This is a genomic window from Ottowia sp. (genome assembly GCF_035325765.1).
Lineage (GTDB): Bacteria > Pseudomonadota > Gammaproteobacteria > Burkholderiales > Burkholderiaceae_C > Ottowia.
The window spans coordinates 21617-34827 of sequence record NZ_DAOKZG010000032.1; the positions used below are offsets into that span (position 1 = coordinate 21617).

General features: G+C 69.5%; 12 protein-coding genes. 3 read left to right on the forward strand and 9 right to left on the reverse strand.

Going from position 1 to position 13211, the window contains the following annotated elements:
• Entirely contained in the window at window positions 1–687 is a 687-nt protein-coding gene (gene hda, locus PKA16_RS10985) for a DnaA regulatory inactivator Hda (protein ID WP_324403214.1), read from the reverse strand.
• A 197-nt stretch (window positions 688–884) separates the two neighbouring features.
• On the opposite strand from hda, the gene purM reads away from it, so the two are divergent.
• Window positions 885–1928: a phosphoribosylformylglycinamidine cyclo-ligase gene (purM, locus tag PKA16_RS10990; protein ID WP_324403216.1), complete on the forward strand. Its 1044-nt coding sequence runs from the start codon at window positions 885–887 to the stop codon at window positions 1926–1928.
• 47 nt (window positions 1929–1975) lie between these two features.
• Entirely contained in the window at window positions 1976–2998 is a 1023-nt protein-coding gene (locus tag PKA16_RS10995) for an AI-2E family transporter (RefSeq protein WP_324403217.1), read from the forward strand.
• Between the two features lie 45 nt (window positions 2999–3043).
• On the opposite strand, the gene PKA16_RS11000 is transcribed toward PKA16_RS10995, so the two are convergent.
• Together PKA16_RS11000 and murJ are read right to left on the reverse strand one after the other, a co-directional pair.
• Complete coding sequence (locus tag PKA16_RS11000) at window positions 3044–3895, reverse strand: tetratricopeptide repeat protein (protein WP_324403219.1); 852 nt, start codon at window positions 3893–3895, stop codon at window positions 3044–3046.
• 50 nt (window positions 3896–3945) lie between these two features.
• Window positions 3946–5499 carry a murein biosynthesis integral membrane protein MurJ gene (gene murJ, locus PKA16_RS11005; protein ID WP_324403221.1) on the reverse strand — a complete coding sequence of 518 codons (1554 nt, stop codon included), beginning with the start codon at window positions 5497–5499 and terminating at the stop codon, window positions 3946–3948.
• Between the two features lie 260 nt (window positions 5500–5759).
• Here murJ and rpsT point away from each other — a divergent pair, with 260 nt between their 5' ends.
• Complete coding sequence (rpsT, locus tag PKA16_RS11010) at window positions 5760–6062, forward strand: 30S ribosomal protein S20 (RefSeq protein WP_324403223.1); 303 nt, start codon at window positions 5760–5762, stop codon at window positions 6060–6062.
• Between the two features lie 122 nt (window positions 6063–6184).
• On the opposite strand, the gene PKA16_RS11015 is transcribed toward rpsT, so the two are convergent.
• The 6 genes from PKA16_RS11015 to PKA16_RS11040 all read right to left on the reverse strand — a co-directional run bounded on the left by PKA16_RS11015 (window position 6185) and on the right by PKA16_RS11040 (window position 12713).
• Window positions 6185–8194 carry an alpha/beta hydrolase gene (locus PKA16_RS11015; RefSeq protein ID WP_324403225.1) on the reverse strand — a complete coding sequence of 670 codons (2010 nt, stop codon included), beginning with the start codon at window positions 8192–8194 and terminating at the stop codon, window positions 6185–6187.
• Window positions 8195–8285: 91 nt separating this feature from the next.
• Window positions 8286–9038: a glucose 1-dehydrogenase gene (locus tag PKA16_RS11020; protein WP_324403240.1), complete on the reverse strand. Its 753-nt coding sequence runs from the start codon at window positions 9036–9038 to the stop codon at window positions 8286–8288.
• 106 nt (window positions 9039–9144) lie between these two features.
• A complete protein-coding gene (locus tag PKA16_RS11025; protein ID WP_324403227.1) occupies window positions 9145–9609 on the reverse strand; it encodes a universal stress protein in 465 nt (154 codons plus the stop codon).
• Between the two features lie 60 nt (window positions 9610–9669).
• Window positions 9670–10416: an acetoacetyl-CoA reductase gene (gene phbB / locus PKA16_RS11030; RefSeq protein ID WP_324403228.1), complete on the reverse strand. Its 747-nt coding sequence runs from the start codon at window positions 10414–10416 to the stop codon at window positions 9670–9672.
• Between the two features lie 10 nt (window positions 10417–10426).
• A complete protein-coding gene (locus PKA16_RS11035) occupies window positions 10427–10867 on the reverse strand; it encodes a phasin family protein (RefSeq protein WP_324403230.1) in 441 nt (146 codons plus the stop codon).
• Between the two features lie 73 nt (window positions 10868–10940).
• Window positions 10941–12713, reverse strand: a complete 1773-nt coding sequence (locus PKA16_RS11040; RefSeq protein ID WP_324403232.1) for an alpha/beta fold hydrolase — start codon at window positions 12711–12713, stop codon at window positions 10941–10943.
• Window positions 12714–13211: the final 498 nt, after the last annotated feature.

Below are 13211 nucleotides of genomic sequence, written 5' to 3' on the forward strand. Positions count from 1 at the left end.
CTACTCCTCTTGAAGCATGGATTTGATGAGCGGGATCGTGACCGCGCGCCGGGTCTGCAGCGCGTAGCGGTCAAGCCGGTCGAGCAGCCCCGTCAGGCTGGCCAGGTCGCGCGCAAAGCGTGCCAGCACGTAGTCCACCACCTCGTCGGCCAGCGCGAGGCCGCGTGCGCGCGCAGCCTCCCGCAGCGCAGCGCGCAGGGCCGGATCGGACAGGCTGTGCAGCTCGAACACATGGCCCCAGCCCAGGCGCGTGCGCAGGTCCTCGCGCAGTGGCAGGTCGGCGGGTGGCAGACAGCCGGCCGCCAGCACCGCGCGCGGCCGCCCCGAGGCCGGCGCCACCGCATTGACGAACCAGTTGAAGGCCAGGTGCTGCAGCCCCGGGCCCAACTGGTGCACGTCGTCCATCAGCACGGCGGCCCAGGACTCATCGAACGCCGCGCTGGCCGGCGTGCGCGCATCCAGCCAGCCCACCGGCGCGCCCTGGCCCTGCAGGACGCCACGAACCGCGCGCAGCAGGTGCGTCTTGCCGGCGCCGGTGGGGCCCCACAGGTAGATCGGCACCGGCGAGCGATCGGCACCGCCGATCCACAGTCGCAGGTGCTGCAGCACGGCTGCATTCTCTCCGGGCACGAAGCTGTCCAGCGTCGGCTCGGGCGCCAGGCCGATGTTCAGGGCCAGTTGCCTCATCGAGCGCGCAGCGGGGACGGAAGCCAACAATCGTGGAACATGCAACCGGAGGAGCGAAAAGGCAGTATCGCCGCCAGCGTGACCGGGTGCCGCCGCGCATGTCCCCGGGGGACATGCAAGGCTGGGCGGGCTGCGCCGAGCATCACACTAGAATCGAGCTTCCGATTTTAAGCGCCTTGTCCGACGCGACCGCCTTCATGAGCAGCCCTTCCGCGAACACGCCCCTCAGCTACAAGGATGCCGGCGTCGACATCGACGCCGGCGACGCGCTGGTCGAGCGTATCCGGCCGCTGGCGCGCAAGACCCTGCGTGAAGGCGTGCTGGCCGGCATTGGCGGCTTTGGCGCGCTGTTCGAGGTGCCCCGGCGCTACCGTGAGCCGGTGCTGGTGAGCGGCACCGACGGCGTCGGCACCAAGCTCAAGCTCGCGTTCGAATGGAACATGCACGAAACCATCGGCATCGACCTGGTGGCGATGAGCGTGAACGACGTGCTGGTGCAGGGGGCCGAACCGCTGTTCTTCCTCGACTACTTTGCCTGCGGCCGGCTGGACGTGGACACCGCGGCCACGGTGGTCGCTGGCATCGCGCGCGGCTGCGAACTGGCCGGCTGCGCCCTGATCGGCGGCGAGACGGCGGAGATGCCTGGGATGTACCCGGACGGCGAATACGACCTCGCCGGCTTCTGCGTCGGCGTGGTGGAGAAATCGCGCATCCTCACCGGCCGGGATGTCGCCGACGGCGACGTGGTGCTCGGCCTGGCCTCCAGCGGCGTGCACAGCAACGGCTTTTCGCTGGTGCGCAAGTGTCTCGAGCGCGCCGGCGACGCCCTGCCGCAGACCCTGGACGGCCAGCCCCTGCGCCACGCGCTGATGGCACCGACGCGCATCTATGTGCAAAGCGTGCTGCAGGCGCTGGCGCGCCACCCGATCAAGGCGCTGGCCCACATCACTGGCGGCGGCCTGCTGGAAAACATCCCGCGCGTGCTGCCCGAGCACTGCTGCGCCCGCCTTGCCGCGAACAGCTGGCCGCGCAGCGAGCTGTTCGGCTGGCTGCAGGCCACCGCCGGCATCGACGACACCGAGATGAACCGCACCTTCAACAACGGCATCGGCATGGTGCTGGTGCTGGCGGCAGACCAGGCCGCCGCCTGTGCCGCGACCCTGCGCGCCGCAGGCGAGCAGGTGTTCGAGATCGGCCGCATCGCGGCGCGCGGCGCCGGGCCCGCCGTGCGGATCGACTGAACGCGGTCCCGCCCCACCCCACCCGGCCGCTTCCGCTGCCCGTGCGCATGCCGCCTCCCGTCCCCCAGCCCGGCCTGCGCGCGGCCACCATCACCAGCCACGTGCTGCTGGCCCTGGCCCTGCTGATGGTCATGTGGCAGGGCCTGCTGCCCGGGCTGCTGTGCGTGTGCGTGGGCTTTCTCAGCACGCGCTGGTTCAGCCCGCGCCTGGGCGTGCTGATCCGCGCCAGCGACGGCCAGGCACCGCAGCTTGCGGCGCTGCTGGTGGCGCTGGTGCCGGTGCTGCTGCTGGCGATCGCGCTGCCGCGCACGCGCGGCCTGATCCTGGACGCGCCCGAACAGTATCGGGACCTGCTGGCCTTCCTGTCGCGCACGGTGCTGGAACTGCGCGATCGCCTGCCGCCGGACGTGGCGACGCAGCTGCCCGAGGGGGCGGTGGAGATCCAGCATGCGATCGCGCGCTACCTGGCGAGCAAGGCGGGCACCCTGGCCACCACCGGCCGGGCCTGGCTGGCCGGACTGCTCTACGTCTACGTCGGCCTGCTGATCGGCGCGCTGGCGGCCTCGCGTCCGAGCGCTGCACCGCTCAAGCCGCTCGCGGCGCAACTGCACCAGCGCCTGATCCGTTTCGGAGACAGCTTCCGCCGGATCATCGTCGCCCAGTTCTGGATCTCGCTGTTCAACACCACGCTCACCGCCGTGTTCCTGCTGGTGGTGCTGCCGCTGACCGACAACCGCCTGCCCTATGCCACGGCGCTGATCCTGCTGACCTTCGTCACCGGCCTGATCCCGATCGTCGGAAACCTGATCTGCAATACCGTGCTGACACTGGTCGGCCTGTCGGTGTCGATTGGCGTGGCGCTGGCCTGCCTGGGCTTCCTGGTGCTGATCCACAAGGCCGAGTACTTCATCAATGCCAAGGTGGTCGGCCAGCGCACCCACATCAGCGTCTGGGAACTGCTCAGCGTGATGTTCGTGATGGAGGCGATCTTCGGGCCCGCCGGCCTGGTGGCGGCGCCGCTGTTCTACGCCTACGCCAAGCAGGAGTTGCAGGCGGGTGGCTGGATATGAAGTGAAGCCCCCCAATGGCGGGGCGAACCACTGATCAGAAGCTGTTCAGGTGCCGGCGCCGCCGAGTTCCTCCAGCCGACGCTGCACGCTCGCGCGGTCGTGCGCGGCCGTCACCTCGCTCAGGTAGCACTCGAGATCGGCGCGCGCGCGCTTGCGCTCGCCCAGGCGTGCCAGCGCCAGCCCACGTTCGCGGTATTCGGCCCAGGCGCGCGGCAGCAGCGTGATCAGGCGATCCTGCACGCGCACCAGGCGCGGCCAGTCCTGCTGGCCGCGGTAGATGTGCTGCAGGTTGCCCAGCATCCGCGCCAGGATCTGGCGTGGCGTGGCCGCCTCCAGGAACAGCGCCAGCGGCAGTTCACCGTGCTCCGGGTCCAGGCGCCACGGTGCCCACTCCTCCAGCCGCTGGCGCAGTTCGGCCGCGCCCAGCGACTCGCCGGTGAACGGGTCGATCACCACGCGGCCGGCGCCGACGTAGGCCTGCACCAGGAAGTGGCCCGGAAAGCCGACGCCTTCGGCGCGCAGCCCGAGGCCGCGCGCCAGCTCCAGCCACAGCAGCGCCAGCGAGATCGGAATGCCGCGCCGGGTGCGCAGCACCACGTGCAGGAAGCTGTTGCCCGGGTCGTGGTAATCGTTGACGTTGCCGGCGAAGCCGAGCTCGCCGAAGAAGAACTCGCGCAGGCCGTGCAGTCGCTGCAGCACCGAGGCACGCCTGTCGACGCGCCGCTGCAGCCGCAGCACGAGGCGGTCGATGTCGGTCAGCACCTGCAGCACGTCCAGATCGGGAACCTCGTCCTGCGCCAGGCTCACCGCCGCCTCCAGCAGCGGCAGCTGCTCGTCGCTCTGCACCAGGGCAGCGAAGTAAGCCAGCGGGCTGGGCACCGACCAGTCGAAGCTCATGGGGGCCTTGTAGGCCGGCGGCGCAGCGGCGTCAACCGGCGTGCGTTGCGTCAGCGCCGCAAAAACGCGCGCAGGCGCACGCCGGCGGCGGCGAGGGCGACGAAATAGATCCCCGCGGCCGCCGCCAGAATGCCTGCGAGCAGGCCCGCTCGCGCCAGTGCCGGCGTGCCGAGCCAGTCGAAGTGTCGGGCCGCCCAGAACAGGAAGGCGCCCAGTACCGCCGAGGCGATCGACACCTGCGCGCCAAAGCGTCGCCAGCCGCGCTCCGGCTGGTAGCTGCCGCGCCGGATCAGTCCGGTGAGCAGCCACAGGGCATTGATCATCGCCCCCAGGGCAATTGACAGGGTCAGGCCGGCGTGGCGCAGGAACGGCACGAACAGCGCGTTGAACGCCTGCGTGACGATCAGCACCACCACCGCGATCTTCACCGGCGTGCGGATGTCCAGGCTCGCGTAGTAGCCGGGCGCCAGCACCTTCACCGCCACCAGGCCGAGCACGCCCACGCCGTACATGGTCAGCGCCAGGGCCGTGCGCTCGACGTCGCTGGCGGAAAAGCGCCCGTGGTGGAACAGCGTGGCGATCAGCGGCTCGGCGAACACCAGCAGCGCCACCGCGCAGGGCAGCGCCAGCAGCAGCACCAGGCGCAGGCCCCAGTCCAGCATCTGCGAATAGCGCGCCGTGTCGCCGCTGGCGCGCGCGCCGGCGAGCTGTGGCGTCAGCACCACGCCCAGTGCCACCCCCAGCAGCGCCGTCGGGAACTCCATCAGTCGGTCCGCATACCAGATCCAGGTCACGCTGCCCTCCATCAGGTAGGAAGCGATCTGGGTATTGATCAGCAGCGAGAGCTGGGCCACGCCCACCCCCAGCAGCGCGGGCAGCATCAGGGCCAGCACCTGGCGCACGCCGGCATCGCGCCAGGCGGCGCCGATGCGCGCCGGCAGCACGCCGATGCGCGGCAACAGGCCCAGCCGCGCCAGCGCGGGCAACTGCGCCGCCAGCTGCAGCAAGCCGCCGGCCATCACGCCCACCGCCATCACATAGATCGGCTCGATCCCGAGGCGCGCGAACCAGGGCGCGCCCAGCCAGGCGGCCAGGATCATGGCGAGGTTGAGCAGCACCGGCGTCGCCGCCGGCACGGCAAAGTGCTTCCAGGTGTTGAGAACGCCGGCCGACAGCGCCACCAGCGACATGCAGCCGATATAGGGAAACATCCAGCGCGTCATCAGCACGCCGGCATCGAAGCTCGGCGCGTCCAGCCCGCTGGCCAGCAGCCACATCAGCACGGGTGCCGCAGCAACGCCGACCACGCTCACCCCGAGCAGCACCCAGGCGAGCACCGTGGCCACGGCGTCGACCAGCAGGCGGGTGGCCGCATCGCCGTCGCGCGCGCGACTGGTGGCGAGCACCGGCACGAAGGCCTGGCTGAACGCGCCTTCGGCAAACAGCCGGCGCAGCAGGTTGGGAATGCGGAAGGCGACGTTGAAGGCGTCCGTCAGGCCATTGACGCCGAACACCGAGGCCATCAGCAGGTCGCGCGCCAGTCCGGTGATGCGCGAGGCCAGCGTCAGCAGCGAGACCGTGGAAGCGGCCTTGAACAGGCTCACGCGTGGCCTCCGCCGCGGCGCGCATCCTGGCTCTCGCCGTGCACCCGGCACGCGCCAGCCGGGCACCGCCCGCGTCCGGCACGGTGCCGGAGCGCGCGGACCGGGCCGTCGCCACAGCGGGCGGAATCGTCGGGTGTCATGCAATCGGGGGCGCGAAGCCGAAGGGAAAGTCGGAGTGTAGTCGCCGCTCGAAGAATCGAGAGCGCAGCTATAATGCTTGGTTCTGCCGACAACATCCGCAAACCACAAGGAATACATTCATGGCTGCTGGAAAGCCCAAGAAAAAGGACCCGCGCCTGGCGTCGGGCCGCAAGCGCGCACGCCAGAACGTCGCGCTGAATGCCGCGAACACCTCGCTGCGCTCCAAGTACCGCACCTCGGTGAAGAACGTCGAGAAGGCCGTGCTCGCCGGCGACAAGGAAAAGGCGGCGAGCGCGTTTGCCCTGATGCAGTCGGTGGTCGACACCGTCGCGGACAAGGGCATCTTCCACAAGAACAAGGCCGCGCGCGACAAGAGCCGCCTGGCCGCCAAGGTGAAGGCGCTGGCCCAGGCCGCGGCCTGAGTCCGTCTCCGCACCGCCCGGAAGGGGCAGAAACCCTCTCCGCCGTTTGTATCGGGTGCGCTGCCGGCAGAACCAGGAAACCGCCTTCGGGCGGTTTTTTGTTGGCCGCGAGCCAGGCGCGCTCAACGCGAAGGCTCATGCACCGGGGCGCAATGCGCCACACCGGCAGCCGGCTGGCGGGCCGCCGACGCCGCGAGGTCCTCGTGCAGGATGCGCCGGATCTCGAGGATGGCGGCGGCACTTTCCTGCACACTGTGGCCCGAGACGATCACCCGTTCCGAGGTGCTGCCCGCCAGGTGCGCGCTGCGGTAGGGCACGAGCCCGTCGTCCGAGGACTCCAGCGCCCCTTCGGTGTGCAGGCGTGCGATGATGGAGTGATAGTCGATGCGGTCGGAAATGGGCAATGCGGCGGCGGCCTGGACGAACGGATCGTGTTCGCTGAGCTGGTCGATGCTGTTGGGGAGCCGCGCCAGGACAGAATCGGCAGCGGGCGTGGCCGCACGCGTCTGCAGCGCCTGGCCGAAGGCATCGACAAAGTTGAATGGCAACCGGATCAGGCCGGAGAACCAGCGCGCCAGCGTCTGCTCGGCCACCGCCGTGCCGCGGTGTGGCGTGGCGATGAAGATCACGCGGCCGACACCGTCCATGGGCTCGAACCGCAAGACGGGGTCCAGCCCGGTTTGCCCGCCTTCAAGGCGAGCCGGATCGATCCCGAGCTCGGCTTCTGCCCAGTGCCAGAGCTGGCGATCCGCGCTCGACACCATGAGCCGGACCAGGATCCCGCCCATGCTGTGCCCGATCACCACGACACCGTGCGTGGCCGGGGCCTGTCCCGTCGGATCGAGCTGACACCGGGCGTGCTGCAGCAGCGCGCGAATCGCGGCGTGATTGGCCGCCAGCGGCAGGTTGGTCGGATAGTGCACGAGCCATGCCTGGAAGCCCCGGCGCAGTGCTTCGTCCCCGAGCAGTTCATTGGCCACATTGACCCAGGCCTCCGGACTGCTGGCCAGCCCGTGCAGCAGCACGATGACGCGCCGCTGCGGGTCATAAGGCTGCAGCAGGTAGAGCTGGGGGTGGTCCAGGCCCTGCCCGCGGCCGAGCAAGGAGCGCAGTGACTGTCGGCCGAAGTCCGAGCGTGCCAGCCACACACCCGGCGCGGCGCTGAAGTTGCCAGCCAGCGGCACCGGCTGACCATGCAGCGTCACTGCGCTTTCGAGCAGCGGGTCATGCAGGGCAAGCACGGCCTCGCGCGTGCTCAGCAGCTGCTCCAGCGACCCGGCTTCGAAGCGCAGCAGGACCGTGCGGCTGCGGGTCGGCAATTCGCTCCAGTCGAGCGGCAGCGCCGCCCCGCCTGCCCCCATTGCCCACTCCGAGCGGTGTACGCGAACTGGCAGCACGGCCACCAGTTCGGCGCCAAAGCCGTCGCGGCGGTAGATGCTGCGCAGGCCGCTGAACGCGAGCCCCGAGGCCGGCAGCAGTTCCATTGGCAGTTCGCCTGCGCCCGGCGCGTGCGTGCGCGCGTCCAGCCGCAAGACCCAGTCACCGGCCACGATGCGCGGCTCCGACGGGGCGCTGCCCGGGGGCACCCGGCGCGCGTCGAACAGGCGCGTCACCGCCTGCTGCACCGCGTAGTTGTACCAGTCGCGCACCTGGGTCTGGCGATCCTCGAAGGCACGCGCGCCCGGCGTGCGCTCGGTGAAGAACAGGTAGGCATAGGCATGGCGAGCGACCTCGAGCCACGGCCCGGTCGAGCCAGCATCGGGTGCCGCGCCAGCCGCCGCCCCCGTGGCCAGCATGGCACGCTGCAGCCAGAGTTCGGCCAGTGCGGAAAGCCGACGTTCGTCCCCGAGGCCGTCCACCTGCGCCAGCGCCGCCAGGCAGTCCAGCGACCAGCTGACACTGCAGGCCGCTCCATCCAGCCCTGCAACGCGCAGGGTTTCGACCGTCGGCGCGCTGGGCTCGCCGGTGGTGAGCATGTCGCCGCGCCTTTGCTCGATGTACTCCTGTGGCGAAACCGGCTGCACCGCGACAACGGGCTCGAACTCACGCACGATGGCACAGCCACCCAGCAGGGCCACGGCCACGAGCGCCCCGGCAATGCGGTTGAGTCGGCGCGCAGCCTGCAGCGCCACCGGACGCAGGAGACGCCATGCGGCACCAGGTCCCCCGGCGCTGGCGCCCGGCGATACTGCCACCGGCCAGCGAGATGCGGGACGTCCGCGATCAGGCCGCGGTATAGCCACCGTCCACCACCAGGGCGCTGCCGGTGATGAAGCTCGCCCCCTCCGACAGCAGGAAGGCAGCGGCATGGGCAATTTCGTCGACGTTTCCCAGCCGACCGATGGGATGCAGACCCACGAGCGCCGCACGGGTGTCGACGTCAAGCACGTCCAGCAGCGGCGTGTCCACGTAGCCGGGATGGATGGAATTGATGCGGATGCCCTGACTCGCATACGCCAGCGCAGCCGATCGGGTCAGCCCGGTGACGCCATGCTTGGCCGCCACGTAGGCGGGAGCGCTCGGGTTGCCGACCAGCCCCAGGATCGATGACATGTTGACGATGGCGCCACCACCCGCCGCCAGCATGGCTGGAATCTGAAAGCGCAGGGCGTACTGCACACCGCTCAGATTGATGTCAATGATGCGGCGCCAGTCGTCCGGCGCCAGTTCGCCCGCCGGCGCGATCACGCCGCTGATGCCGGCGTTGTTGAACGCCAGATGCAGTCCGCCGAAATGCCGGATGGCACAGGCCACCGCGAGCTCGGCATCTTCCGGCCGTGCGACATCGCCGATGTGCGGATGCGCCTGCCCACCGGCGTTCCGGATCCCCGCCACGACACGCTCGACCGCATCGTGCTTCAGGTCCGACACCACGACGCGCACGCCCTCGCGCGCAAGCAGCCGCGCAGCGGCCTCGCCGATGCCCGATCCAGCGCCACTGACGAGCGCGACATCACCCTGGAATGTGTATTTCATGAGAGATTTCTCCTGACAAGTGAGGGTTCCGGGCGTGCGCGCAGCAGGGCCTTCGATCACACGCCGCAGTGTGGACAGTCCACGCTCGCGCCGTGCCCGCGGGGGTTCATGCAGCGCGGGCCGAGTGGGGCTTGCGCACCAGCATCACCGGCACCGGCGCGGTGCGCGCGATCTGCTCGGCGTCGCTGCCCAGCAGCAGGCGATCCACTCCGCGGCGCCCGTGGGTGCCCAGGATGATCAGGTCGCACCGACTGGTCTCGGCCTGTCGGGCGATCTGCGCCGACACGCGCTCGATGCCGCTCTCGAGCAGCACCGTCTCGCTCGCAATGCCGTCGTCGCGCAGCCGGTTCGCAGCCTCGTCGAGCAGCGCCTGGCCCGTCGCCATGAAGCGTGGCCGCACGTCCTCGATGTAGACCTTGGGGCGCTCGAAGCCGGTGCTGTGCCGCAGCGGTTCGATCACGTGCAGCAGCACCACGGTGGCACCGCTCAGGCGCGCCAGGGCTGCCGCATGCTCAAGCGCCAGCAACGAGGTGGGGCTGCCGTCCAGCGGCACCAGGAGTCTTGAATACATGGCATTCCTCTGCAGTCCTGGGCACCGGCCCAGGGTGACGAAGGCACGCGTCCGAGCAAGTCAGTACATGTGCTGGCCGCCGTTCATGGCGACGTTGCTGCCGGTCATGAAGGCCGCAGCGTCGCTGGCGATGAAGGCGACCAGCGCCGCAATTTCGGCCGGTTCGCCCAGCCGCCCGACGGGGATCCCGGCAATGATCTGCTGGCGCACGTCCTCGCGCACGGCCATTACCATCTCGGTAGCCAGGTAGCCGGGCGAGACGGTGTTCACCGTGATGCCCTTGCGCGCCACCTCCTGCGCCAGCGCCTTGGTGAAGCCGTGCACGCCGGCCTTGGCCGCCGAATAATTGGTCTGGCCAAACTGGCCCTTGCTGCCGTTGATCGACGAGATGTTGATGATGCGACCCCAGCCGCGCTCCAGCATGGGATCCAGGAACGGCTTGGTGACGTTGAACATCGAGTCGAGGTTGGTGCGCAGGACCGCGTCCCAGCTCGCCTTGTCGAGCTTGCGCAGCGTGGCGTCGCGCGTGATGCCGGCGTTGTTGACCAGGATGTCGACCTGGCGGCCGTCGGCGGCAACGCGCCGCGCCAGTTCCTGCGTGGATTCGTGGTCGCCGACATCCACGCCGTAGGTGGCAAAGGTGTACCCGGCCTGGGTCTGCGCCTGGCGCCAGGCCTCGATGGTCGGGTTGCCTGGCGTGTGCGTGACGATCACGCCATGACCGGCGTCGTGCAGCGCCTTCGCAATCGCCAGCCCGAGGCCGCGGTTGCCGCCGGTCACCAGTGCGGTTCGCTGTGGGACAGTCATGGCCGTGCCCTCACTTGTGCGCCTTGCCCCGGGGCGCCTGGGGAGCCGCCCAGGGCTGGGTCCATTGCTGGTAAAGCTGGGCAAAGCCCGCGTGGTCGGCATCGCTCCCGAAGGCTGCGCCGACCGCCTCCTGCCAATGGGCGAGCGCCTCGCGCACGCCGTCGGCGAAAGCCGCCTGGCTCTTCATGGCCACCTGGTTGACCGACTGTGCGTCGGTCAGGCGACCCTCCAGCAGGCGCCAGAACACCTCGGCCGGCAAGGTCGTGGCAGCCTGCCAGTCGGCGGTGTTCAGCAGACCCTGGATCTGGGTCGTGGTTTCCAGGATGCCTTCCGCACTGAGCTGGTGCGCGGCTTCGAGCCAGCGATGGCTGGCCTCCTGCAGCAGGCGCGTGATCTGCAGTTGCAGCTCGGTGTTGGCCTTGTAGAGGTTCAGTGGCAGTTCGTTGGTCATGTCAGTGCTCCATGGTCAATGGTGGATCTCCCTTCGGGGCCGGCTGGCGCGCGCCGACTCGGCCCGAGACGGCTCATCGCATCCGCACATAGGTGCCGGGCGCGTCGTCCAGCGGCGTGTACCTCTTCTTGTGCCTGCTGCCCAGCGCCGGCGGTGCCACGCGCCCGGCCGAGTGCTGCGCCAGCCAGTGCTGCCACGCCGGCCACCACGAGCCCTGGTGCAGCGGGGCTTCGGCGCGCCAGCGCTCCGGATCGACGTAGCGCTCGCCGGCGCCTCGGGTCGCGACCTGGAAGCTGCGCCGCGGATGCCCTGGCTCGCTCACCACGCCAGCATTGTGGCCGCCGCTGGTCAGGACGAAGGTCAGCTCGGCATCGGTCAGCAGATGCAGCTTGTAGACCGAGGGCCAGGGCGCGACGTGGTCGCGCACGGTACCGACGACGAACAGCGGCACGCGGATGTCGGCCAGCGCGACCGGCTTGCCGCCGACCCGGAACCGCCCTTCCGCGAGATCGTTGCCCAGGTAGAGCTGGCGCAGGTATTCGCTGTGCATGCGATACGGCATGCGCGTGAGGTCGGCGTTCCAGGCCATGAGGTCGTTCAGCGCCTGGCGTTCGCCCAGCAGGTATTCGCGCACGCGCCGCGACCACAGCAGGTCGCGCGAATTGAGCATCTGGAAGGCGCCCGCCATCTGGTGGCCCTCGAGATAGCCCTTGTCCCACATGCCGGCCTCGAGCCAGGCAAGCTGGCTCTCGTCGATGAAGAGCGAGATCTCGCCGGAATCGCGGAAGTCGGTTTCCGACGCCAGCAGGGTGATGCCTTGCAGGCGCTCGTCGCCATCCCGTGCCATGGCGGCCGCGGCAATCGCCAGCAGGGTGCCGCCCAGGCAGTAGCCGACGGCCTGGATCTTGCGGTCCGGCACGATGGCGCTGACCGCATCCAGCGCCTCCATCACGCCAAACCAGCGGTAGTCCTCCAGCCCCAGGTCACGGTCGTCGGAATCGGGGTTGCGCCACGAGATGATGAACACGGTGTGGCCCTGCTCGACCAGGTAGCGCACCATGGAGTTGTGCGGCGACAGGTCGAGGATGTAGTACTTCATGATCCACGAGGGGACGATCAGCACCGGCTCGGCATGCACCTCGGGCGTGGCGGGCGCGTACTGGATCAGTTCGATCAGGTGGTTGCGAAACACCACCTTGCCCGGCGTCACCGCGACGTCGCGGCCGACCACGAAGCTCTCGGTGCCGGCGGGCGGCTCGTCCAGCAGCAGGCGCCGCGCGTCGTCCATGAAGTTCAGCGCGCCCTGGCCCAGGCTGGCGCCGCCGCTGGCGGCAATGGCACGCAGCACCTCGGGGTTGGTCGGGATGAAGTTGGCCGGCGACCAGATGTCCAGCCACTGGCGGGCGGCGAAGTCGACCATCTTCTCGTGGTGCTGTGTGATGCCACGCACGCCTGTCGTGGCCTCGTGCCACCACTGCTGCTGCAGCAGGAAGCCCTGGTGGATCAGGTTGAACGGCCATTGCTGCCAGGCCGGGTCGGCAAAGCGACGATCCTGCTCCAGCGGTTCGACGCACGGCGTGCAGTGGCGGTTGGCGATGCTGTGCAAAGCATAGCGGACAAAGCGCTGCTGGTCGCGCAAGACCCGCTTCCACAGACTGACCTGCTTGCCGGGCGACAAGGCCAGGTGCAGAGCCCAGTCGTGCCAGGCGAGCACGCGCGCGGCTGGCGACAGGCCGCGCGTGGCGCGGGCGCGCACGGCATGCGCCAGCGCGTCCAGCGATGCGGACTGTCGATCCTCGGCATCGGCTGCAACGAGATCTTCCTTGCCAGTCGCCTGCGTCGTCATTTCCCAATCCTGTCAAGTAAGTGATTTATTACTAGCTTATACGCTTTTTCCAATCGATGCAAGTCACGCGGCCATGGGCCGCCGCGATCGCTTCTCGCCGTTGCCCGTGCGGCCGCGGTCAAGGCGGCACTGCCGCTCCACCAACGCGGCAGGAAGTGCCCCATCCGCCGTAACCGCGCCGACATCTCAGTTATCCATAGCGCTGCACGCCACCCGCATCGCATGAGACTTCGAAGGTCGAACGGCCGCGGGGCAGGCCATGCCAGTCGCAGCCGTGGCCGGGGTTTCCCTGGCCACAGGCTGCGATCCCTTGAAGGGGAGGCAGAACATCGCGCAGCGAGTGGAGCCTCGGGGGTGTTTCATCTCAGTTGCTCCACCGCGCTTCGCGCCACCCGCGACGCATGAAACGCCACGGCTCCAAAGGCCGCGGAGCAGGCCAGGCGGGGGGCACCCGTGGCCGGGGTCTCCCTGGACACTGGGTGCGTCCCCCTTGCAGGG